This is a genomic window from Achromobacter insuavis (genome assembly GCF_902859645.1).
Taxonomy (GTDB): domain Bacteria; phylum Pseudomonadota; class Gammaproteobacteria; order Burkholderiales; family Burkholderiaceae_B; genus Achromobacter; species Achromobacter insuavis.
Genome location: NZ_CADIJR010000051.1, coordinates 1 through 23,058, shown reverse-complemented (window position 1 = coordinate 23,058; position 23,058 = coordinate 1). Strand labels below are relative to the sequence as shown.

Annotated in this window: 23 protein-coding genes and 1 tRNA gene; 14 read left to right on the top strand and 10 right to left on the bottom strand. The window is 66.7% G+C overall.

Annotation, left to right across the window (positions count from 1 at the left end; all coding sequences use genetic code 11):
• The first annotated feature begins 163 nt into the window (after nucleotides 1-163).
• The 7 genes from H0523_RS22080 (at nucleotide 164) to H0523_RS22050 (ending at nucleotide 7,644) form a co-directional block, all read left to right on the top strand.
• A complete protein-coding gene (locus H0523_RS22080; protein WP_054432369.1) occupies nucleotides 164-1,738 on the top strand; it encodes an ABC transporter substrate-binding protein in 1,575 nt (524 codons plus the stop codon).
• Nucleotides 1,739-1,828: 90 nt separating this feature from the next.
• Nucleotides 1,829-2,836, top strand: a complete 1,008-nt coding sequence (locus H0523_RS22075) for an ABC transporter permease (RefSeq protein WP_025135337.1) — start codon at nucleotides 1,829-1,831, stop codon at nucleotides 2,834-2,836.
• Entirely contained in the window at nucleotides 2,833-3,672 is an 840-nt protein-coding gene (locus H0523_RS22070) for an ABC transporter permease (protein WP_054432370.1), read from the top strand. The genes H0523_RS22075 and H0523_RS22070 overlap by 4 nt, the downstream gene beginning before the upstream one ends.
• 9 nt (nucleotides 3,673-3,681) lie before the next feature.
• Nucleotides 3,682-5,316, top strand: a complete 1,635-nt coding sequence (locus H0523_RS22065) for an ABC transporter ATP-binding protein (RefSeq protein WP_054432371.1) — start codon at nucleotides 3,682-3,684, stop codon at nucleotides 5,314-5,316.
• 27 nt (nucleotides 5,317-5,343) lie between these two features.
• On the top strand, nucleotides 5,344-5,664 hold the full coding sequence (locus H0523_RS22060; protein ID WP_006394039.1) for a cupin domain-containing protein: 321 nt from the start codon (nucleotides 5,344-5,346) through the stop codon (nucleotides 5,662-5,664).
• A 16-nt stretch (nucleotides 5,665-5,680) separates the two neighbouring features.
• Complete coding sequence (locus H0523_RS22055; protein ID WP_054432372.1) at nucleotides 5,681-6,739, top strand: histone deacetylase family protein; 1,059 nt, start codon at nucleotides 5,681-5,683, stop codon at nucleotides 6,737-6,739.
• A gap of 8 nt (nucleotides 6,740-6,747) precedes the next feature.
• A complete protein-coding gene (locus H0523_RS22050) occupies nucleotides 6,748-7,644 on the top strand; it encodes a DMT family transporter (protein ID WP_054432373.1) in 897 nt (298 codons plus the stop codon).
• Between the two features lie 8 nt (nucleotides 7,645-7,652).
• On the opposite strand, the gene gntR is transcribed toward H0523_RS22050, so the two are convergent.
• On the bottom strand, nucleotides 7,653-8,678 hold the full coding sequence (gene gntR / locus H0523_RS22045; protein WP_054432374.1) for an HTH-type transcriptional regulator GntR: 1,026 nt from the start codon (nucleotides 8,676-8,678) through the stop codon (nucleotides 7,653-7,655).
• Nucleotides 8,679-8,811: 133 nt separating this feature from the next.
• Between gntR and H0523_RS22040 the strand changes: the two genes are divergently transcribed.
• From H0523_RS22040 to H0523_RS22025, 4 genes are all read left to right on the top strand, one after another.
• On the top strand, nucleotides 8,812-9,354 hold the full coding sequence (locus H0523_RS22040; RefSeq protein ID WP_054432375.1) for a TRAP transporter small permease: 543 nt from the start codon (nucleotides 8,812-8,814) through the stop codon (nucleotides 9,352-9,354).
• 30 nt (nucleotides 9,355-9,384) lie between these two features.
• A complete protein-coding gene (locus H0523_RS22035; protein WP_054432376.1) occupies nucleotides 9,385-10,665 on the top strand; it encodes a TRAP transporter large permease in 1,281 nt (426 codons plus the stop codon).
• 58 nt (nucleotides 10,666-10,723) lie between these two features.
• Entirely contained in the window at nucleotides 10,724-11,740 is a 1,017-nt protein-coding gene (locus H0523_RS22030) for a TRAP transporter substrate-binding protein (protein WP_054432377.1), read from the top strand.
• A gap of 71 nt (nucleotides 11,741-11,811) precedes the next feature.
• Nucleotides 11,812-13,593, top strand: coding sequence for an IlvD/Edd family dehydratase (locus H0523_RS22025; protein ID WP_054432378.1), 1,782 nt, complete (start codon nucleotides 11,812-11,814; stop codon nucleotides 13,591-13,593).
• 10 nt (nucleotides 13,594-13,603) lie between these two features.
• Here H0523_RS22025 and H0523_RS22020 read toward each other — a convergent pair whose 3' ends face one another.
• Both H0523_RS22020 and H0523_RS22015 read right to left on the bottom strand, forming a co-directional pair.
• On the bottom strand, nucleotides 13,604-14,551 hold the full coding sequence (locus H0523_RS22020; protein WP_054432379.1) for an alpha/beta hydrolase: 948 nt from the start codon (nucleotides 14,549-14,551) through the stop codon (nucleotides 13,604-13,606).
• A gap of 158 nt (nucleotides 14,552-14,709) precedes the next feature.
• Entirely contained in the window at nucleotides 14,710-15,129 is a 420-nt protein-coding gene (locus tag H0523_RS22015) for a YbaN family protein (protein WP_197286455.1), read from the bottom strand.
• Between the two features lie 155 nt (nucleotides 15,130-15,284).
• On the opposite strand from H0523_RS22015, the gene H0523_RS22010 reads away from it, so the two are divergent.
• A complete protein-coding gene (locus H0523_RS22010; protein ID WP_054432380.1) occupies nucleotides 15,285-15,491 on the top strand; it encodes a hypothetical protein in 207 nt (68 codons plus the stop codon).
• Nucleotides 15,492-15,609: 118 nt separating this feature from the next.
• On the opposite strand, the gene H0523_RS22005 is transcribed toward H0523_RS22010, so the two are convergent.
• Nucleotides 15,610-16,323 carry a tetratricopeptide repeat protein gene (locus H0523_RS22005; protein ID WP_054432381.1) on the bottom strand — a complete coding sequence of 238 codons (714 nt, stop codon included), beginning with the start codon at nucleotides 16,321-16,323 and terminating at the stop codon, nucleotides 15,610-15,612.
• 133 nt (nucleotides 16,324-16,456) lie between these two features.
• On the opposite strand from H0523_RS22005, the gene H0523_RS22000 reads away from it, so the two are divergent.
• On the top strand, nucleotides 16,457-16,990 hold the full coding sequence (locus H0523_RS22000) for a phosphonate degradation HD-domain oxygenase (RefSeq protein WP_054432382.1): 534 nt from the start codon (nucleotides 16,457-16,459) through the stop codon (nucleotides 16,988-16,990).
• A gap of 84 nt (nucleotides 16,991-17,074) precedes the next feature.
• Here H0523_RS22000 and H0523_RS21995 read toward each other — a convergent pair whose 3' ends face one another.
• From H0523_RS21995 to H0523_RS32420, 6 genes are all read right to left on the bottom strand, one after another.
• Nucleotides 17,075-19,090, bottom strand: coding sequence for an acyltransferase family protein (locus tag H0523_RS21995; protein WP_054432383.1), 2,016 nt, complete (start codon nucleotides 19,088-19,090; stop codon nucleotides 17,075-17,077).
• A 245-nt stretch (nucleotides 19,091-19,335) separates the two neighbouring features.
• A tRNA-Val gene (locus H0523_RS21990) sits at nucleotides 19,336-19,412 on the bottom strand.
• Between the two features lie 175 nt (nucleotides 19,413-19,587).
• A complete protein-coding gene (locus H0523_RS21985) occupies nucleotides 19,588-20,250 on the bottom strand; it encodes a phosphoribosylanthranilate isomerase (protein WP_082380352.1) in 663 nt (220 codons plus the stop codon).
• A gap of 101 nt (nucleotides 20,251-20,351) precedes the next feature.
• A complete protein-coding gene (locus H0523_RS21980) occupies nucleotides 20,352-21,446 on the bottom strand; it encodes a TRAP transporter substrate-binding protein (RefSeq protein WP_054432447.1) in 1,095 nt (364 codons plus the stop codon).
• 36 nt (nucleotides 21,447-21,482) lie between these two features.
• Complete coding sequence (gene truA, locus H0523_RS21975) at nucleotides 21,483-22,304, bottom strand: tRNA pseudouridine(38-40) synthase TruA (protein ID WP_054432448.1); 822 nt, start codon at nucleotides 22,302-22,304, stop codon at nucleotides 21,483-21,485.
• 3 nt (nucleotides 22,305-22,307) lie between these two features.
• A complete protein-coding gene (locus H0523_RS32420) occupies nucleotides 22,308-22,685 on the bottom strand; it encodes a hypothetical protein (RefSeq protein WP_306670208.1) in 378 nt (125 codons plus the stop codon).
• A gap of 131 nt (nucleotides 22,686-22,816) precedes the next feature.
• On the opposite strand from H0523_RS32420, the gene H0523_RS32415 reads away from it, so the two are divergent.
• Nucleotides 22,817-23,058: hypothetical protein (locus H0523_RS32415; protein WP_306670207.1), on the top strand; the 242-nt coding region annotated here is incomplete at its 3' end.

The window sequence follows — 23,058 nt, the reverse complement described above, 5'->3', positions numbered from 1 at the left end:
TTGGTGCGCGGCGCGCGGCCTGCACCCATACGAAGCATTGTTGTAGCAGCTCCACCCCGCAGTTCCCCGAGAAACAGGTGGCACGAGGTTTGCTTGTCATAGCCGGCACACGCCGCGTGACGCGCGGCCACCTGACAACCCTCTTCCAGCCCGGAGGCTCGCAGTGAAATCGAAGACTTGGTTCTCCCTCAGCATCGGCGCCCTGGTCCTGGCGGCCGCCTTGCCCGCCACGCAGGCCCTGGCCCAGACCAAGGGCGGCACGCTCAACATGATCGTCCAGCCCGAGCCGCCCGTGATCGTCACGGCCATCAACCAGCAGGGGCCGACGCAATTCGTCGCCGGCAAGATCTATGAAAGCCTGCTGACCTACACCACCGACCTCAAGCCGCAGCCCGGCCTGGCCAAGTCGTGGGAAGCGGCGGCCGACGGCCTGACCTACACCTTCCACCTGCAGGACAACGTCAAGTGGCACGACGGCAAGCCGTTCACCGCCGACGACGTGGTCTTCACGCTGGCGGACATGCTGCCCAAGACCCATGCGCGGGCCCGCGTGATCCTGAACAAGTTCGTCGACTCGGTGCAGGCGCCGGATCCGAAGACCGTGGTCATCAAGCTGAAGTCGCCGTTCCCGGCCTTCATGCTGATGTTCGAGCCGGGCTTCGCGCCGATCATGCCCAAGCACATCTATGCCGGCACCGACTACATGGCCAACCCGGCCAACCAGAAGCCGATCGGCACCGGCCCGTTCATGTTCAAGGAATGGAAGCGCGGCGAGTACATCAAGCTGGTGCGCAACCCCGACTACTGGAAACCGGGCAAGCCCTACCTGGACGAGCTGGTGTTCAACGTGATTCCGGACGCGGCCTCGCGCGCGGTGGCGTTCGAGCGCGGCAGCGTCGACGTGCTGCGCGGCGGCGACGTCGACAACGTCGACATCAAGCGCCTGCGCGCCCTGCCCAAGGTGGAATACACCACCGCCGGCTGGGAGATGTTCTCGCCCCAGGCCTACCTGATCTTCAACATGCGCAAGCCGCCCTTCGACAACCTGAAGGTGCGCCAGGCGGTGATGGCCGCGATCAACCGCAACATGGTGGTCAACAACATCTTCTTCGGCCTGGGCAAGGTCTCGACCAGCCCCTTCGTCACGACCGAGATGTTCTATGACAAGAACATGCCGCCGATGCCATTCGACATGAAGAAGGCGCGCGAGCTGATCAAGGAATCGGGCATCAAGCCCGGCGACTACACCATCCGCCAGTTGAGCTTCCCCTACGGCTCGACCTGGGACCGCCTGGGCGAATACACCAAGCAGGCGCTCGAACAGCTGGGCTTCAAGGTCAACCTGGAATCGACCGACGCCGGCGGCTGGGCCAGCCGCACCGGCAACTGGGACTTCGACCTGACCACCAACTTCACCTACCAGTACGGCGATCCGGCGCTGGGCGTGCAGCGCCTGTACATCTCGTCGAACATCGTCAAGGGGTCGCCGTTCGCCAACGTGCAGGGCTACAGCAACCCCGAGACCGACAAGCAGTGGGAAGCCGCCGCGTCCGAGGTCGACCCGGCCAAGCGCCAGGCGCTCTACACGCAGCTGCAGACCACGCTGGTCAATGAAGTCGCCAACGGCTTCCTGGTGGACATGGAGTTCCCCACGCTGTATCGCGCCAACGTCAAGAACCTCGTCAAGACGGCCATCGGCCTGAACGAGTCGTTCGACGACGTCTACATCGAGAAGTAAACGCCGCAAGCCGCGGGCGCGCCATCCGGCCCGCCCGCGGCGCCCGGCCGCGCGACGGACGTCCGCGCCCGTCCACGGAGGACCCAGAGCATGAAATTCCTGTCTTTCCTGGTTTCGCGCATCGGCAAGGCCCTGGTGGTCGTGCTGGGCGTGGTCATCATCAATTTCTTCCTGATCCGCCTGGCGCCCGGCGACCCCGCCGCCGTGCTGGCGGGGCAGGCCGGCGCGGGCGATGCCGCCTACGTCGAGCAACTGCGCGTCGCGTTCGGGCTGGACAAGCCGGTGCTGACGCAGCTGTTCCTGTACCTGAAGGGCGTGGTCCAGCTGGACCTGGGCTTTTCCTACCGCAACCACGTGCCGGTGCTGGACCTGATCGTCGAACGCCTGCCCGCCACCTTCCTGCTGATGTCCTGCGCCTTCGTCTTCTCGATCGTGCTGGGCGTGCTGCTGGGCGTGGTCGCGGCCAAGGCGCGCTACCGCAACAAGCGCCGCTGGATCGACAGCTCGGTCATGACCGGCGCCCTGTTGCTGTACGCCACGCCGCTGTTCTGGCTGTCGTTGATGGGCATCCTGCTGTTCTCGGTGGTGCTGGGCTGGCTGCCGGCGTTCGGCATGGAAACCGTGGGCGCCGGCCTGACGGGCTGGGCGCGCGCCGCCGACATCGCGCAGCACCTGATCCTGCCGACGGTGACGCTGGGCTGCTTCTTCATGGCGGTGTACGTGCGCCTGACGCGCGCCTCGATGCTGGAAGTGATCGGCATGGACTTCGTCAAGACCGCGCGCGCCAAGGGCGTCAGCCCCAGCCGCGTGATCCGCGCCCACGTGCTGCGCAACGCGCTGCTGCCGGTGATCACCTTCGCCGGCATCCAGCTGGGCCAGATGGCCGGCGGCGCGGTGCTGACCGAAACCGTGTTCGCCTGGCCGGGCATCGGCCGGCTGATGTTCGATGCGCTGCTGCAGCGCGACTACCAGCTGCTGCTGGGCATTTTCCTGGTGACCTCGATCATGGTGGTGGTGTTCAATCTGTTGACCGACGTGCTGTACCGCCTGATCGATCCGCGCATCGGCGCGGGCGCGCAGCAAGGAGCCGCGGCATGAAGCAATTCGCCCGACGCTATATGCGCAACTACGGCGCGGTGGCCGGACTGGCCATCGTGCTGGCCGTGGTCATCGTGGCGCTGGCCGCGCCGCTGCTGTACCAGGATTCGCCCTGGATGATGGTGGCCGATCCGCTGATCCCGCCCTTCACCGACGCCGCCTACCCCTTCGGCACCGACATGCTGGGCCGCGACATCACCGCCGGCCTGGTGTGGGGCGCGCGCGTCTCGCTGATGGTGGGCCTGCTGTCGACCGCGGTGGCGCTGGTGTTCGGCATCGTCGTCGGCGCCGTCGCCGGCTACTGCGGCGGCCGCGTCGATGACCTGCTGATGCGCTTCACCGAGTTCTTCCAGACCATTCCGCAACTGGCGATGGCGGTGGTGCTGGTGGCCATCCTGAGCCCCTCGATGTATTCCATCATGGGCGCGATCGCAGTGGTGTCCTGGCCGCCCGCGGCGCGCCTGGTGCGCTCTGAATTCATGACGCTCAAGCAGCGCGAGTTCGTGCAGGCGGCCATCGTCATCGGCCAGACGCCGGCGCGCATCGTCGGCACGCAGATCCTGCCGAACGCCATGTCGCCCATCATCGTCTCGGCCTCGTTCATGGTGGCCACCGCCATCCTGACCGAATCGTCGCTGTCCTTTCTGGGGCTGGGCGACCGCAACGAGATGAGCTGGGGCTTCATGATCGGCGCCGCGCGCACCATGATCCGCGAAGCCTGGTGGATGAGCGTGTGGCCGGGCGTGGCGATCCTGCTGACCGTGCTGGCCATCAATCTGATCGGCGAAGGCCTGAACGACGCCCTCAACCCGCAACTGCGCAAGCGCGGCGAATAGGAGACCGGCATGAACGCATCCGCGCCCCTGCTTTCCATCCAGAACCTCAGCATCGCCCTGCCCCGCGGCGGCGACCGCCCGTTCGCGGTGCAGGACGTCTCATACGACATCAACGCCGGCGAGATCCTCTGCATCGTCGGCGAATCCGGCTCGGGCAAGTCCATGAGCGCCAACGCCATCATGGGCCTGCTGCCCGACTATCTGACGCCGCAGCAGGGCCGCATCCTGTTCCGCGGCGCCGACCTGTTGCAACAGGACGAGGCCACGCTGCAAGGCATGCGCGGCAAGGACATGGCCATGATCTTCCAGGAGCCGCTGTCGGCCCTGAACCCGCTGATGACGGTGGGCGAGCAGATCAACGAGGTCATGCGCGTCCACAACGCCTACCCCGGTCCGGAACGCATGCGGCGCACGCTGGAACTGCTGGCCTTCGTCGGCCTGCCGGACCCGGCCACGCTCTACCACGTCTATCCGTTCCGCCTGTCGGGCGGCCAGCGCCAGCGCGTCATGATCGCGATGGCGCTGGCGCTGGAACCGGCGCTGCTGATCGCCGACGAGCCGACCACCGCGCTCGACGTCACCACCCAGGCGCAGATCCTGGCGCTGATCGCCCGCATCCAGAAGGAAAAGGGCATGGGCGTGATGTTCGTCACCCATGACTTCGGCGTGGTCGCCGAGATCGCGCACCGGGTGGCGGTGATGGAAAAAGGCGTGCTGGTCGAGCAGGGCCCCGCCGAGGAAGTGCTGAACCGCCCGCGCCATCCCTACACCCAGCGCCTGATCGCGGCGGTGCCGCACCGCCGCGGGCAGGAGCGCGCCGCCGCCGAGCAGGAACGGCCGGTGCTGGAGGTGAAGGACCTGAAGAAGACCTACGTCATCGGCCACGGCTGGCTGGGCGGCAAGCGCGAAGTGCACGCGGTCGATGGCGTCAGCTTCAGCGTGCGCCGCGGCGAGACGCTGGGCATCGTCGGCGAGTCCGGCTCAGGCAAGTCGACCATCGGCAAGTGCCTGCTCAAGCTGGTCGGCATCAACGGCGGCCAGCTGATCTTCAATGGCCAGGACATCGCCGCCATGCCGGAGTCGCGCTTCCGGCCGCTGCGCAAGGACATCCAGATGATCTTCCAGGATCCCTTCGCCTCGCTCAACCCGCGCCATACCGTGGGCCGCATCATCAGCGACGGCCCGGTCGCCAACGGCGTGCCGCGCGCCCAGGCCGAGGCCCGCGTGCGCGAGCTGCTGTCGCTGGTGGGCCTGGACCCGTCGGCCTTCGACCGCTACCCCAACCAGTTCTCGGGCGGCCAGCGCCAGCGCATCGGCATCGCCCGCGCCCTGGCGCTGGAACCCAAGGTGCTGGTGGCCGACGAATCGGTGTCGGCGCTGGACGTGTCGGTGCAGGCCCAGGTGCTGCAACTGCTGCACGACCTGCAGCAGCGCCTGAAGATCGCGCTGGTGTTCATCACCCACGACCTGCGCGTGGCCGCGCAGATCTGCAATTCGGTGCTGGTCATGCACCGGGGCAAAGTGGTGGAATACGGATCGCCCAGCCAGATTTTCGACAACCCGCAGCACGCCTACACGCAACAACTCATCGCCGCCGTGCCCGGCCAGCACTGGGATCCGACCCAGGCGCAGGCCGCGGCCTGAAGCGGCCATCACAACCAGGAGACTTGCATGCAACGCCCCCCCGCCGTGCCCACCGTCCAGATCGACAACGACCAGGTCACCGTCACCGAATGGCGCTTTCCGCCCGGCGGGGAAACCGGCTGGCACCGCCACGGCATGAACTACGTGGTGGTGCCGCAGACCACCGGCCCGCTGCTGCTGGACACGCCCAACGGCCAGGTCACCAGCCAGCTCACCACCGGCGTGTCCTACTACCGGCCGGTGGGCGTGGAGCACAACGTCATCAACCCGGGCGACACCGAATTCGTGTTCGTCGAGATCGAGATCAAGCAACCGGGGCAGGCCCCGGCCGCCGGCTGCTCGCACTGACGCGCAAAGGAACACCATGAAGGCGTTTTTCTCGGAAGAACAACTGCTGCACACCCCCCAGCAGTTCATGCGGCTGGGCCGCATCAGCGCCCCCACCGACCTGCCCTCTCGCGCCCACAGCCTGCAAGGGGCGCTGGCCGCCCGCGGCATCGCGGTCGAGGCGCCGCCCGACTACGGCCGCCAGCCGCTGGAGGCCATCCACAGCGCGGACTACCTGGACTACCTGGAAACCGCATTCGCCCGCTGGCAGGCGCTCAAGGCGCCGGGCGTGGATCCCGGCCCCGAAGTGCTGCCGAACCTGTCGCCCTACTACAGCGGCCGCGTCGAAGCGGCCGGGCGCGGCCCCTGCCCGTCGCCGTCGATCGTGGCGCAGACCGGCTACTACCTGAGCGACCTGTCCTGCCCCATCGGCCCGCATACCTGGCGCTCGGCGCTGCGCTCGACCCACAGCGCGGTGGCCGCGGCCGAACACGTGGCCGCCACCGGCGGCGCGGCCTATGCGCTGTGCCGGCCCTCGGGCCACCACGCCCACCGCGACCGCGCCGGCGGCTTCTGCTATCTGAACAGCAGCGCGGCCGCCGCCGCCCGGCTGCTGCAGACCTGGACCAAGGTGGCGGTGCTGGACGTGGACGCGCATCACGGCGACGGCACCCAGAACATCTTCTACCAGCGCGCCGACGTGATGACGGTATCGCTGCACGCCGACCCCACCGGCTACTACCCGTTCTACACCGGCTACGCGCACGAGCGCGGCCACGGCGCCGGCGAGGGCCGCAATCTCAACCTGCCGCTGCCGCATGGCGCCGGCAACGACCCATTCCTGCGGGCGCTGGACAGCGCGCTGGCGGCGCTGGCCGGCTACGGGCCGCAAGCGCTGGTGCTGGCGCTGGGCTTCGACACCTACAAGGACGATCCCATCAGCGTGCTGAAACTGGACATCGACGCCTACCGCGACATCGGCGCGCGCGTGGCCAGCCTGGGCCTGCCCACGGTGGTGGTGCAGGAAGGCGGCTACATGGTGCAGGCCATCGGCCCGGCGCTGGACGCGTTCCTGCAGGGCCTGGCCCGCGCCTGAGCCACGCCATGGCCACCTCCTCCGCCACGGCGCCCGGCGCCATCCCGGCCGCCGGCTCGCGCCAGGCCGGCATCCTGCTGTTCTTCGCGGCGCTGGTGGCCTTCGCCACCTTCGACGCCGGTTCCAAGCAGATGCTGATGCGCTATCCGGCGCCGTTCCTGAACATCATGCGCTACATCGCGGTGGCGACGCTGGCGCTGGGACTGCTGTGGCGCCACGGCTGGCCGGACCTGCGCGGCGCGCCGCAAAAGCCCCTGCTGATCCTGCGCGGCCTGATGCTGGCCACCGTTGGGACCTGCTTCATGACGGCGCTGATCTGGATGCCGCTGTCCGAAGCCACGGCCATCTACTTCACCTCGCCGCTCATCATGGTGGCGCTGTCGCCCTGGCTGCTCGGCGAACGGGTGCGGCCGGTGCAATGGACGGCGGTGGCGGCCGGCTTTGCCGGCATGCTGCTGATCGTGCGGCCCGGCGCCGACCTGCCGGCGCTGGGCACCCTGCTGATGGCGGTCTCGGCGGTCAGCTACGCCATCTTCCAGGTGCTGACCCGCAAGCTGTCGGGCAAGGTGGCCGGCCCGGTGCAATACGCCTACACCGCCTTCATCTGCCTGATCGTCACCGCGCTGCCCGCGCCGTTCTTCCTGCCGGATCCCTGGCCGGACCTGACGGACATGGCCTTGATCGTGGGCCTGGGCGCCTGCAGCGGGCTGGCGCAGATCCTGCTGATCGCCGCCTTCCAGCGCGTCGCGGCGGCCACGCTGGCGCCGCTGAACTACTTCCAGCTGCTGCTGGCCGTGGCTTTCAGCACCTTCTGGTTCCAGCGTCCGCCCGACGGGCTGGCGCTGACCGGCATCGCCATGATCATGGCATCCGGCGTGTTCCTGGCGCTGCGCCGCGCCGGCTAGGAGCGGCCTCAGGAGGTTTCGCGCTGCACCAGCGTGAAACCCAGGTCCACGTGGCGCTGCGCGATGGGCTGCCCGGCCAGGTGCCGCATCAGCAGTTGCGCCGCTTCCCGGCCAATCTCGTAGCGCGGCGTAGAGATGGTCGACAGCGGCGGCGTGGTCCAGGCCGTTCCCGCGAAGTCATGAAAGCCCACCAGCGCCATCCGGCCGGGCACGCTGACGCCCAGCCGCCCGCACTGGAACACCGCGCCTTGCGCCAGGTCGTCATTGCAGAAGAACACCGCGTCGCAATCGGGATGCTGCGCCAGCAGCGTTTCCAGCAACGTCGCCCCCAATGCGATCGAGGATTTCTCGGGCGTCATGATCTCCAGCGCGGGATCATGCAGGCCGGCGTCGCGCAACGCCTGCCGGCACCCTTCGCAACGGCGCAGCGAGCGCGGGTCGAGCTGGGCGCCGACGATGCCGATGCGCCGATAGCCCCGCTCCACCAGGTGGCGGCCGGCGGCGTAGCCAGAATCGAACTGCGAGAAGCCGACGCTCATGCCCTCGCTGTCCGGCAGCGTCTCGATGGTGTGGACCGTGGGCATGGCCTGCGCCCGCAACAGCGCCCAGACGCCGGGATTGTGGTCGATGCCGGTCAGGATCAGGCCATCGGGCAGGTGCTGCAGGTACTTGCGCAGCAGCGCCTCCTCGGCATCGGGCGAATACCCCGTGACGCCGATCAGCAGGTGATAGCCCTGCTCGTCCAGCACGTCCTTGATGCCGGTGATGATGTCCACGAACACCACGTTGCTCAGCGACGGGATCAGCACCACGATGGTCTGCGACCGCGCCGACGCCAGCGCGCTGGCGGCGTGGTTGGGCACGTAGCCCAGTTCGCGGCAGACCTCGGCGATGCGCAGGCGCACCGCCTCGGCCACCTTGTCGGGCGTGCGCAGGGCGCGCGACACCGTGATCGCGCTGACCCCGGCGCGGTCGGCGACCTCTTGCATGGTCACCCGTCCGGCGCGGGTGCTGCGGGGCTTGCGGATGGACATCGAGCTGACTGGGCGGTTGGCGAGCACGTAGTCTGACCTAAAGATCAGGGCTTGCCAAACCAAAAATGTTAGCGCTAACATTGCCCTCGCGATATCCATAAGAATTCCGGAAAACGGAAAAGAGGAGACAAGCATGCAAGGATCCCCCAAGGGGCGGCCTGGCGGCGGCGCGCTGGCGCGCGCGGCCGACTGGTGCGCCCGGTTGCAGACCTGGCTGATGGTGGCCTGTCTGGTGGTCATGGTGGTGCTGCTGTTCGGCAACGTCGCCATGCGCTACCTGTTCAACTCCGGCATCAACGCCTCCGACGAGGTCTCGCGCCTTGCCTTCGTCTGGCTGATCTTCCTGGGCTCGGTGCTGGCGTTGCGCGATCACCAGCACATCGGCGTGACGATGCTGGTGGAACGCTTCGGCCCCGCCGCGCGCCGCGTCTCGCACATCTTCTGCCAGCTGCTGGTGTTGTGGGTGCTGTGGCTGATGGCCGACGGCAGCTGGACGCAGACCCTGATCGGGCTCGACACGCGCCTGCCGGTGACCTCGATGCCGCTGGCCGTCTTCAACGCCGCCGCGCTCTATGCCGCCGTCGCCATGGGCCTGCTGACCCTGTTCGACCTGATCCGCGTGCTGGCGGGCGGCCCCCTGCCCGCCGAATCCAGTCCCGAAGACCCGCTGGTCTGACCCGCCCGCCCCTCTGCTCGGACCCGCCCCATGATCCTGACCGTCTTCCTGCTGGTGCTGCTGGGCTTCATCGCCCTGGGCATGCCGATCGCGTTCGCGCTGCTGTTGAGCGCGATCGCCATGATGTTCCAACTCGATTTCTTCGATACCCAGATCCTGGCGCAGAACATGCTGTCCGGCGCCAACAGCTTCACGCTGATGGCGGTGCCGCTGTTCATGCTGGCCGGCGAACTGATGAACGCGGGCGGCATTTCGCGCCGCATCGTCAACCTGGCCAGCATGTTCGTCGGCCACATCCAGGGCGGACTGGGCTACGTCGCCATCTTCGCCAGCGTGCTGCTGGCGGCGCTGTCCGGCTCGGCCGTGGCCGACGCGGCCGCGCTCGGCTCGCTGCTGATCCCGATGCTGCGCGAAAAAGGCTACGACGCCGGCCAGGCCTCGGGCCTGATCGCCGCCGGCGGCATCATCGCTCCGATCATCCCGCCGTCGATCTCGTTCATCATCTTCGGCGTCGCCACCAACGTCTCGATCACCAAGCTGTTCTTCGCCGGCATCGCGCCCGGCCTGATGATGGGCCTGACGCTGGTGGCGGTCTGGACCTGGGTGGCGCGCAAGCACGGCGCCATCAAGCCGATGCCGCGCCAGCCCTGGCGCGCCCGGCTGCGGGCGCTGCGCGAATCGGCCTGGGCGCTGATGCTGCCGGTCATCATCATCGGCGGCCTGCGCGGCGGCATCTTCACGCCGACCGAGGCGGCGGTGGTCGCCGCCGTCTACGCGCTCATCGTCAGCCTGTTCGTCTACCGCGAGATCGGCCTGCGCCACCTGCTGCCGCTGTTCATCAACGCCGCCCGCACCACCGCCGTGGTCATGTTCCTGGTGGCCGCCGCCATGGTGTCGTCCTACATGATCACGCTGGCCGACATGCCGCAGGACCTGATCGCGCTGCTGGAGCCGGTGCTGGACCAGCCCAAGCTGCTGATGTTCGCGCTGCTGGTGCTGCTGACGCTGGTCGGCACCGTCATGGACCTGACGCCCACCATCCTGATCCTGGCGCCGGTGCTGATGCCGGTGGTCACGCAGGCCGGCATCGACCCCGTCTATTTCGGCGTCATGTTCGTCATGGTGGGCTGCGTCGGGCTGCTGACGCCGCCGGTCGGCACGGTGCTCAACGTGGTCTGCGGCGTCGCCCGCATCAACATGGAAACCATCTGCAAGGGCGTCTGGCGCTATGTCGTGGCCTACACGCTGCTGCTGGTACTGCTGGTGATCTTCCCGGAACTGATCACCGTCCCCGCGAGCTGGATGCACTGAGGCCCGCCAACAGCGGCGTCGGCACGACGCCACACAGAAGAAGCCAAGGAGGAACACCATGAACAAGCCTTTCAAGACCCGCCTCATCCTGCTGGCCGCGGCCCTGTCCTGCGCCTTCGCCGGCGTGGCCGCGGCCGCCGACGTCAAGCCGCGGCTGATCCGCTTCGGCTACGGCCTGAACGACGACAGCGTGCAGGGCCGCGCCGCGCGCCACCTGGCGCAGGAGCTGGAGAAGCTCAGCGGCGGCAAGCTCAAGATGAAGACCTTCGGCTCGGCCAACCTCGGCTCCGACGAGCAGATGCAGAGCGCGCTGGTCGGCGGCGTGCAGGAAATGATGGTCGGGTCCACCGCGCCGCTGGCCGGCATGGTCAAGGAATTCGGCGTCTTCGACCTGCCGTTCCTGTTCAACAGCGAGAAGGAAGCCGACGCCGTGCTCGACGGCCAACTGGGCCAGGACCTGCTCAAGAAGCTCGAAGCCCGGGGCCTGATCGGCCTGGTGTATTGGGAAAACGGCTTTCGCAACATGACCAACTCCAAGCGCCCCATCGTGCGCGCCGAGGACATGCAGGGCATCAAGCTGCGCGTGATGCAGAACCAGATCGCGCTGGGCGTATTCAACACCCTGGGCGCGAATGCCGTGCCGATGCCGTTCTCGGAACTGTTCACGGCGCTCGAAACCCGCACCGTTGACGGCCAGGAGAATCCCATCACCACGATCCAGAGCAGCAAGTTCTATGAAGTGCAGCCCTATCTGACCATCACCCGCCACGTCTACACGCCCTGGGTGGTGCTGGCCTCCAAGAAGTGGTGGGACAAGCTCTCGCCCGACGAGCAGAAACTGGTGCGCCAGGCCGCCGAGGCCTCGCGCGACTTCGAACGCAAGGACAGCCGCGCGGATTCGCTCAAGGCCATGGGCACACTGGAGCAGGCCGGCATGAAGATCAACACCGTCTCGCCCGAAGAGGTCGCCCGCATGCGCGAAAAAGTGCAGCCCGTGGTCGACAAGTACACCCAGGAGCTGGGCCCGGAACTCATCCAGCAACTGAACGCCGAGATCGGCAAGGCACGCAATTAGGCCCGGCCAAGGCCGGCGGCGCGCCGCCGGCGGCCGAAGCACCGAGAGCACAGGAAGCACGAGAGGCACCCATGAGCGACACTCCCCGCAAGCTGCGCAGCCAGAAATGGTTCGACGATCCCGCCCACGCCGACATGACGGCGATCTACGTCGAGCGCTATCTCAACTACGGCCTGACGCGGCAGGAACTGCAATCGGGCCGCCCCATCATCGGCATCGCCCAGACCGGCAGCGACCTGGCGCCGTGCAACCGCCACCACCTGACGCTGGCCGAGCGCATCAAGGCCGGCATCCGCGACGCCGGCGGCATCCCGATGGAGTTCCCGGTGCATCCGCTGGCCGAGCAGGGCCGGCGCCCCACCGCCGCGCTGGACCGCAACCTGGCCTATCTGGGCCTGGTCGAGATCCTGCACGGCTATCCGCTGGACGGCGTGGTGCTGACCACCGGCTGTGACAAGACCACGCCCGCCTGCCTGATGGCGGCCGCCACCGTCGACATCCCCGCCATCGTGCTGTCGGGCGGGCCGATGCTGGACGGCTGGCACGACGGCCAGCGGGTCGGGTCGGGCACCGTCATCTGGCATGCCCGCAACCTCATGGCCGCGGGCAAGCTGGACTACGAAGGCTTCATGACGCTGGCCACGGCCTCCTCGCCCTCGGTGGGCCACTGCAACACCATGGGCACGGCGCTGTCCATGAATTCGCTGGCCGAGGCGCTCGGCATGTCGCTGCCCACCTGCGCCAGCATCCCCGCGCCCTACCGCGAGCGCGGACAGATGGCCTACGCCACCGGCATGCGCATCTGCGACATGGTGCGCGAGGACCTGCGACCGTCACGCATCCTGACGCGCGAGGCGTTCGAAAACGCCATCGTCGTCGCCTCGGCGCTGGGGGCCTCCAGCAACTGTCCGCCGCACCTGATCGCCATGGCGCGCCACGCCGGCATCGATCTCAGCCTGGACGACTGGCAGCGGCTGGGCGAGGACGTGCCGCTGCTGGTGAACTGCGTGCCCGCCGGCGAACACCTGGGCGAAGGCTTCCACCGCGCTGGCGGCGTCCCGGCCGTGATGCACGAACTGCTCGTCGCCGGCCGGCTGCACGCCGGCTGCGCCACCGTGTCCGGCAAGACCATCGGCGAGATCGCGGCCACCGCCAAGACCCGCGACGCGGATGTCATCCGCGGCTGCGACGCGCCGCTCAAGCACCGCGCCGGCTTCATCGTGCTGTCGGGCAACTTCTTCGACAGCGCGGTCATCAAGATGTCGGTGGTGGGCGAGGCGTTCCGCCGCGCCTATCTGTCGGCGCCCGGCGACGAGAACGCGTTCGAGGCGCGCGCCATCGTGTTCGAGGGCCCGGAGGACTACCATGCGCGCATCGAGGATCCCGCGCTCAACATCGACGAACACTGCATCCTGGTGATCCGCGGCGCCGGCACCGTCGGTTATCCGGGTAGCGCCGAGGTCGTCAACATGGCGCCGCCGTCGCACCTGATCAAGCGCGGCATCGACTCGCTGCCCTGCCTGGGCGACGGCCGCCAGAGCGGCACCTCGGCCAGCCCGTCGATCCTGAACATGTCGCCCGAGGCCGCGGTGGGCGGCGGCCTGGCGCTGCTGCGCACCGGCGACCGCATCCGCGTCGACCTGAACCAGCGCAGCGTGGTCGCGCTGGTGGACGAGGCCGAATTGGCGCGACGCCGCCTGGACCCGCCCTACCAGCCGCCACCGGCGCAGACCCCGTGGCAGGAGCTCTACCGGCAACTGGTCGGACAGCTGTCCACCGGCGGCTGCCTGGAGCCCGCGACGCTGTACCTGAAGGTGGTCGAGACCCGCGGCGACCCGCGCCATTCGCACTGACCGCGAGGGGTCAGGCCTTGAAAAACTGATTGAAGGCGGCCCACTGTGTGAACAGGCCGGGCCACGCATGCACCAGCGAGTCCGGCTTGCCCATGCCCCAGCCATGCTTGCCGGCCGCGAAGATATGCATCTCGGCCGGCACGCCCAGGCGCCGCAGCGCGCCGAACATCAGCAGGCTGTTGTCCACCGGCGCGATCGGATCGTCCTGGGCCTGCGCCAGGAAGGTGGGCGGCATCTGCGCCGTCGCCAGATGGTCGACCGAGAACGCCGCGCTCTCCTCGGCGGAGGGGTGCTCGCCGACGATCGAACGGCGGGCATGGGTGTGATCGAACGGCGGCATGAACGTCAGCACCGGATAGATCAGCCCGGCGAAGTCGGGCCGCGACGACAGCTTGTCGGCTTCATCGACCGGCTGGTAGCGCGCCACGCCCGGGGTGGTGGCGGTCATGCCCGCCAGATGCCCGCCCGCGGAAAACCCCAGCACGCCGATATGCCCGGTGTCCAGGCCGAACGCCTGCGCCGACGCGCGGATCACGCGCATGGCGCGCTGGCCGTCCTGCAGCGGCGCCACCGCGGGCCAGTGCTCGCCCGGCAGGCGATACACCAGTTCGAACGCGGTCACGCCCTGCGACTGCAGCCACAGGCTGGCGGGCGTACTCTCGGTGCCGCGCTCGATATGGGCATAACCGCCGCCGGCGATCACCAGCATCGCGCTGCCGTTGGGACGCTCCGGCCGGTACACCACCAGCCGCGGCCGCGACACCCGCGTGACCGAGCCCTTGGCGCTGACCTTCTCGGCCTCTTGCGGACCGGGGCCGCCGGGCGCGCGATTGTCCGGCCACAGGTCGATGCTCTGCTGGCCGCTGGGCGCGGCGATGGCCATCGCCGGCTCGGTCATCATGCCCAGCGCGGCGCTCGAGAGGCCGGCGAACAGGAGTTCTCGTCGTTTGATATGCATGGTTGTTCCTCGCGGGCCCACAGCGCCGCGCGGGCGATACACCCGCCGGCCCAGCCGCGCTGCAGGCCATTTAAGCAGAGAAAGAGGCCCGCCAAGGCAAGCGGCAGAGTCACGTTGGTTTCGACGCGTTACGCGCGTCGCGGCCTTTCGATCAGGCTTCAGGCGCCTGCCGCCGGATCGTCCCGCTCCGCCCGGGTTTTCGTTTCGGAATCAAGCGGTTGCGGACTGGGACGCGTCAGCACATAAGCCGCGCTTGCAAGGAAAAACAGCCCCACCCCAGATGCAAGCAAAAGCGACGGCTTCGCGCCCCACCAGAACAGGCCATAGCCCACCGCCATGCCAAGCGACGCATAGCACTTGCCCTTGCGCGACACCGCGCCCTGCTCGCGCCAGGCGCGCAGCGACGGCCCGTAGGTCGGACTGTCCAGCAGCCAGCGCTCCAGCCGCGGCGACGAACGCGAAAAGCAGCCCACCGCCAGGATCAGGAAAATCGTCGTCGGCATCACCGGCAGGAAGGCGCCGATCACGCCCAGCGCCAGCATCGCGCAACCCAGGATCAGCCACAGTGCTCTCATCATGATGGGGTGCAGGATAGCAGTTGCGCGCGCGTACCGTGGATCCCGCCGACGCGTGGCCCAGGCCGCCTTCCGGATACCAAGGCACCCGGAACATTTGCCGCCGCCTTCGGTCAGATCCCCTCGCGCCACGACCGGCATTGCCCCAGGAGACACCCTTGACCCAAGAAACGCCCCACGCCAAGCCGCCGCGGCCCGGCACCGCGCTCGTCGCCACGCCCGCCGCCCCGGAAATGACGCCGCTGACCCACATGAAAAAAGCCCTGGCCCAATTGCAGGCCGGCCGCCAGACGCCGGAACGCATCCAGGCCGCGGGCCTGCTGGCCAGCGCCATCGCCTGGATCAATATCCTGACCTGCAGCTAACGGCCTTTCCTTGGCGGGATGGAGCGGGACCAACTCACCTCACCTCAGTTCAGTTCGGCTGGCCGCGACGCGACGCAACGCGACACGCCACGACGCAAAGCGCCACAACGCGACGCCGTCAATGCTGCGCGGGCTCCGGCATCTTCGCCCGCAGCATCTCCAGGAATTGCGGACTGCCGCGCCCGCCGGCCTGACGCGCCTTGCCGATCATGGTCCAGGCATCCGCATACTGGCCGTTCCAGTAATACGCCGTGGCCCACGAGTTGTAGAGATAGGCCTTGTCCGGCTCCACCCGCTCGCCATTGCGATAGAGCGCGTCCGAACGCGCGATCATGGCCGCGCGCTCGGGGCCGGTCAGCGTCGTGTCCTGCGCCGCGCAACGCGCGGCGATGCGCCCGGCATCGGCATAGATGCCCTGGAACGACGGCGGCTTCAGGCTCAGCGCCTTCTCCATCATCTTCATCGCATCGCAGAATTTGTCCTGGTCGTGCAGCACCGCCGCGAAGCCCGTATAGACGCTTGGGTTGTCCGGGTTCAGCAGCCACGCCTGGTTGAACCGCCGCGTGGCCATGCCCAGCTGGTCGGCCTGGTAGAACCGGAAGCCCTGCTCCACCCACGCCTGCGCCGCATTGGCGCGCGAACCGAAGGCGCTCGTCGCCTCCGCGATCAGCTTGTCGTCCGCCGCCTGCACGGCCGGCACGGAACGGTCCGCGCCGCCATACATTGGAATCTCGTCCGCGCGCGGCCGCTGCTCGACCGGCGCGGTGGCCAGACATCCCGCCAGCGACAGGCAGGCGCTGACGACGGCAAGCTTGAACGGTAGGACGCGCATCGATTCTCCCAGGTGAGGCCCAAGACTATCACCGAAACCGGCACGCACGGATCGCGCTGAATATGCTCTAGTCATCTAGATGTCACCATGGGGCGATATCGTCGCTGACGGTCCCTGTCCACGAAGGCATCCCATGCTCACCCTGCCCACCATCGAGAACCTGTTCGCCCACCATGGCGCCGCCTACTACGGCGGCGAAGCCATCAGCCAGACCGAGCACGCGCTGCAATGCGCGCAGCTGGCCGAACAGGCCGGCGAGCCGGAAGCCGTGATCGTCGCCGCGCTGCTGCACGACATCGGCCACCTCATGCTCGCCGAAAGCATCACCACCGACATGCGTCACCAGGAAGTCGCCGCCGACGCCCTGGCCCACCTGTTCGGCGACGATGTCACCACCCCGGTGCGCCTGCACGTCGCCGCCAAGCGCTACCTGGGCGCGATCGAACCCGCCTATCTGGACACCTTGTCGCCCGCCTCGGTGCAAAGCCTGGAACTGCAAGGCGGCGTCTTCACGCCGGCGCAGGCCGACGCCTTCGCCACCCAGTTGCACGCGCTGGCGGCGGTGCGGCTGCGCCGCTATGACGACCTGGCCAAGGTGGTCGGTTTGTCGACGCCAGGGTTGGGACACTATATGGAAATGGCGGGGCGCTGCCTGCGGGCGGATTGAGCCCGCCGACTCCCCGCTCAACGCCCACGTCGCCATCAAGAGGACAGGCAAGGAAAAAGCCACGCACGACGGCGGCCTTCTAGGCTAGTTAGCCCTTCTGGTCATGTCTACCCGCGCAGAAAAATGCGCCATATCTGCCTGTGTGCCCAGAAACTGGGCAAAGGCGTCTATACCGAAATCCGTGAGATGCTGGTTGTCCCAATATATCGGCATCTTGTACGAGTTTTCCTTCCAAAGCGCGCACTCTTGCACCTTGCAGTAGAAAGACGAAGTGTTTGCAAATGCAACACTATGCCGATCCGCCATTAGCTTTGCTTGTTCGGCGATAGCGCTGTAGTCCCACTCCACCATACTCGCATCGCTTTTGCTGATCGCCCGCGGGACGGGCGTTCCCTTCGGAAGAGACTTGAGGAAACTGGCTACAGGTTGTGTAAAAACAGCCGACACCCCCAGCAGGATGACGTTCGGGCTGATCGTTTTTGCCATATCCAAGCCAGCCTCCACCTCGGCCCAGTCAGAGGGTCGATATCTGAATGCTACGATCACACCATCAATCTGAACCTTGTCACGGACACGGGCCAACAAGTCAGCCGCGCCCGTAAAACAGCCAATGGCATCGCCTGCTCGATGCCAATCACTCGGCGGACATCCGGACTGGTGCAGCATCAGGAAACTCTGTTCTGGATAGGCCCTCCGCAAGGCCCACAACGTATCACGCCCGATGCTGTCCCCAAGCACCAGTACATTATGCGTTTGGGCTTGCCCGACCAGGCAGTCATAGAGGCGTGAGATTGTATTGCCCTCGTCATAACTGCAAGTATGGCGTCCGGCAAATGCTTTGGCGTCGTAGGGTCCCGAACGCCCCGTGTAATTCAGATTGAGATTCTTCTGGTAGAACTCTTCTGCTGCTTTGAGAGTCGAAATGGCGGCCGATCGCCTCGTGTCATACATGGCCCCAAGTGCTTTCTCCGCCACCACAGCTCGTACCGGATTGAGCATTTCGCTGCTGGCGACGACTGCCACAATCGCCATCATGGCGATCGCAGTCGCCGCCGAGGCATAGACCACTCGTCGACTCGTGAAAACGCGCTTGCGACGAATTGGCGTTTCAATCAGGAAATAGGAAGCCGTGGCCAAGAGGAAGGTCGCGCCGAGTGCGATAGCCATCGCTTTCGGTCCCGCCACGGGATTCACAATCCTAAGGAAAACAATAATCGGCCAATGCCAAAGATACAATGCGTAGGAAATCAATCCGACGGCCACTGCGGCGTTCGATTTGAGCAGTGGCGAGACGATATGCCCCCGACCCGCGGCAACAATGAGCAGCACCGTACCCACAGTGGGTAACAGAGCAAAAATACCAGGAAAAGGCGTGGTCGGTGCATACAACAGCACTCCGGCGAAAATCATGCTGATGCCAATCAGTTCCAGCAAGTTGGCCAGAAGGCGCCGTGGCTCGGACCACTTTGCCAATGCCACAAAGGCACCCAGCAGCAGCTCCCAGAATCGACCGAAAGAGTTGTAGAACGCGGCATCTTTTTGATTCACGCGCAGCAGCATTTCCGATAGTCCTATGGAAAGCAGCAGCAGCACCCCGCACGCGAGCAACAACCATTGTCTCTTCCAATGACGGCTTAACACCAACAAGCAGGGAAATACCAGGTAGAACTGTTCCTCGATGGATAACGACCACATATGGAGCAACGGCGTGAATTCGCCAGGACCGTCGAAGTAGCCCACGCTCGAAAGAAAATACCAGTTGGAAGCCAGACCAAGAGAAGCCAGCAGGCTCTCGGTCATGTCAACGAACTGCTTACTGCCAAGGAGGATAAAGCCCGCCGTAGTGCTCAGCAGCAATACGGGCACCAGGGGCGGCAACAAGCGTCGAACCCTGCGTTCATAGAACGCCTTGAACGAGAACGCACCCGACCGGGCCTCCTCCGAGAGGATGGACGTTATCAGATAGCCAGACAATACGAAAAATATGTCGACACCGACAAAACCGCCCGGAAAAGCATGAAACCCCGCGTGAAACAGCAGCACGGCAAGTACCGCAATGGCGCGTATGCCATCAAGTTCACGTCTATAGCTAAACATCATCACCGCACGGTTGTCTTCTCAGGGCAGCGATTCTACATTGTGTCGTCAAGTAACGACACTCCCTTGCCGCAACCGTGTCTTGCAACGAATCGCTGATTCGTAGACTGGTGGCGAATGGTGTGCCAGATTCCAGCGTGTCACACATTGCGCGTGACACAAAGCAAAAAGCCGCGAAAGTCATAGACTGTCGCGGCTTTTCAGGTGATGCTTGATTAGCTCGATCAAGCACTCACTTTGCAGGAATTTGGTAGGCGGTATTGGAATCGAACCAACGACCTCCACGATGTCAACGTGGCGCTCTAACCAGCTGAGCTAACCGCCTGCAAAGAAGAAGAATTATATAGTGCTTTTTTAAACTCTGCAAATCGTCTTTTCAGATTTTTTGCTGTTTTTGTTGCGTTCCAGAATTTTGCGAACTTTCATTCACATTATTCTTTTGCCGCAACGACCGGGGCTGAAAACGCATTTCCCACACCGGCCAAGCACCACAAACTTCCCTATCTCTTCGCGTCTGCGGCTTGCACCGCAGCAACGAAGAACGAGATTCTATCAGAACTTTTTATTCCTTGCTCGACCTCGACGCCGCTGCTCACATCGACCGCCCACGGACGCACGGATTGCACCGCGCTGGCAACATTGTCCGGGGTCAGGCCGCCCGACAGGATGAGCGGGCGCGACACGGAATCGGCCTTCACGTCGGCGAGCAGGCTGTAGTCAAAGCCATGACCGCTGCCGCCGTAGCCCGCGCTGTAGCTGTCGAACAGCCAGCCGGCCGCCTCGCCATAGGCGCGGCAATACGAGGCCAGTTCTTCGGCCGTCGCCAGGCCCGGCGCGCCCGCGCGGAATGCGCGCAGGTAGCGATGGCCATAGCGGGCGCAGGCCTGCGGCGTCTCATCGCCGTGGAACTGCAGCAGCTCGGGACCAACCTCGTCCAGCACGGCCTGCACCTCGGCCGGCTCGGGGTTCACGAACAACGCCACCACGTCGACGAATGCCGGCACCGCGCGGCGCAATTGGGCGGCGCGGGTCGGCGTGACGTAGCGCTTGCTCTTGGGGTAGAAGACGAAGCCGATCGCATCGACGCCGGCCGAGACAGCGGCGTCGATGTCTTCTTCGCGGGTCAGGCCGCAGATCTTGATGCGTGTGCGCATGGAATTCATCGCTTGCGTCGCCCAGCGCGACGGATGCAATCAGTATAAGGCGAGCCCGCCCCGCGCTTGCGTCCCCCGGCGCGCGGCCGGCGAGGGCGACGCGCCAGGCTTCACGCCTGCGGCTGCCCCAGGTTGGCCATGAGCGAATCGAATCCGCCCTCGGCCACGCGGAACCAGGGGATTTCCTTGTCGCGAAAGGCGGTCATGCTCTCGTACAGCTTCTTGAACATGGGGTCTTTCGCGCTCAGTTCCTGGTAGAGCTTGAGCGCGGCCTCGTGCGCGGCCTGCAGCATCGGCCGGGGAAAGGCCTTGAGCTGCGCGCCGCGCTGCACCAGCCGGCGCAGCGCGTCGGGGTTGCCGGCGTCGTACTTGGCGATCATGTTGGCGGTGGCCATGCGCGCGGCCAGCCCGAGCGCCGCCTGGTAGGGCTTGGGCAACTCGTCGTGCGCGGCCTGGTTCACATAGAGCGACAGCTGCAGCGTGCCCGCCCACCAGCCGGGAAAGTAGTAGTTGCGCGCGACCTTGTAGAGCGCCAGGCTCTCATCGTCGTGCGGGCCAATCCAGGCCACCGCGTCGACGCCGCCCTGCTCCAGCGCCGCGTAGGTATCGGCGATAGGCAGGTCGACGGGCTCGGCGCCCATGCGGGCCAGCACCTGGCGGGCGAAGCCGCCGGCCTTGATCTTCAGGCCGCGCAGGTCGTCCAGCGTCTTGACCTCGCCGCGGAACCAGCCGCCCATCTGCGCGCCGGTGAACCCGCAGGGAAAATTCAGGATGCCGTATTTGTCGAACAACACCCGCGTCAGCGCCAGTCCCTCGCCCTGGAGCATCCAGGCGTTCATCTGCCGGGTGTTCAGGCCGAACGGCACGCCGGCATCGAAACACAGCGCTGGATCGGTATCGAAGAACCGCGTCGATGCGGTGTGCCCGCAATCGACGATGCGATGCTGGACCGCGTCCAGCACCTGGCCAGCGTCCACCAGGTCGCCGGCCGAGAAGATCTCGATGCGGAACTTGCCGTCGGTGACGTCGCTGACGTAGCGCGCCACGTCCTCGGCGCCGGCGAACAGGGTCGGCGACTCATTCGGAAAGCTGGAAGCCAGCCGCCACGACACGGCGGGCGCTTCCTGTGCGTAGACCGGCGCGGCGATCGCGGCGCCGCTCGCGGCCCCCAGGGCGGTTCGTTTCAAAAACGCACGGCGTTGCATGAGACAGGCCTCCAGTGGGCGCCGGCAAGCGTCCGGCTAGGACGGGCTGCCCGGCGCTTGGGTAAAGGGCGCCAGCAGCACGGCCCCGCCATCCAATTCGTCCAGGCCGAATTCGTCCGGATAGTCGATGGCCGACAGATACAGGCCATCGGGAGAAAACGTGGGCGCGCCGCGTCGGCGGTCGCGCCATGACAACAACTGCGCCATCCAGTCCACCGACTCGCGGCCCTGCCCGATCTGCAGCAGCGCCCCCATGATGTTGCGCACCATGTGATGCAGGAACGCGTTGGCGCGCAGCGTGAATACCAGGAATGGGCCGCGCTCTTCGATATCGAGCCGGTGCATGACACGCACCGGATGCTTGGCCTGGCACTGCGAGGAACGGAAACTGGAGAAATCGTGCTCGCCCAGCAGCGCGCCCGCGGCCGCGCGCATCGCCTCGACATCCAGCGGGTGATGGCACCAGCCGGCGCGGCCGGCCCACAGCGCGGGCCGCACGCGCCCGCGCCACAGCAGATAGACGTAGGTGCGGGCACGGGCGGAGAAACGGGCGTGAAAATCGTCCGACACCGCCTTGGCCCATTGTACGGAAATGGTCGGCGGCAGGAACGCGTTGACGCCACGCACCCACGATTCCATGCGGCGTTCGAGGGGCGTGTCCAGATGAATCACCTGCATCGCGCCATGCACGCCGGTATCGGTGCGGCCGGCGCAGATGGTGGGTACCGCCTCCGCGACCCCGCAAAACTGCGCCAGCGCGGCTTCCAGCGTGTCCTGCACCGTCTGCCGGTGCGGCTGGGTCTGCCAACCCTGCCAGGCGGAGCCGTCATAGGCCAGCCCCAATGCAACTCTAGACATCGCTCAAACCCGAGGACCGCCGACCGGGCGCGGTTCGTCCGTGGGCGGTTCATCCAGGTCGAGGCTGATGGAATCGAGCTTGCGATTCAGCGCCGCCGTGTCCAGCGCCGGCTCGTTGTAGGCATAGGTTTCCTCATCGTCGTCGCCGCGCCGCGCGCCCGCGCGCCGCAGCACCCAGGCGATGGCGAAGGCGATCAGCGCCAGGACGGCGGTGACGATGACGAGTAGATTGTCGGCCAGCCAGGCCGGCATGGAAGAAGTCAAATCCTTATCCTTGGTGTTGCTCGCCGCCGCATCCGCGGCGGCCTTGTCTTGTTGCGTGGCGGCCGTCGAGGCGCCGGCGGCGCCGTTGGCGCCCGGAGCGCCCGAGGCGGCGGGCATGCCCGCCGCTCCCGGGGCGCCTGCCGCGCCCGTGGCACCGGTTGCGCCCGTGGCCCCTGTGGTTCCCGTGGCGCCAGTTGCCCCGGCGGCGCCGGTCGCACCCGCTGCACCCGTAGCGCCCGCAGCGCCTGTTGCGCCTGTTGCGCCTGTTGCGCCCGTTGCGCCCGTTGCGCCTGCCGCACCCGAAGCACCTGCTACCCCGCTTGCGCCTGCCGCGCCCGAAGCACCTGCTGCCCCGCCTGCGCCTGCCGCGCCCGGGACGCCTGCTGCACCGCTTGCACCTGCTGCCCCCGGCGCACCGGCGGTACCCGTCGCGCCCGGCGTGCCGGTCGCGCCCGCAGCACCCGCTGCGCCTGTTGCACCCGGCGAACCC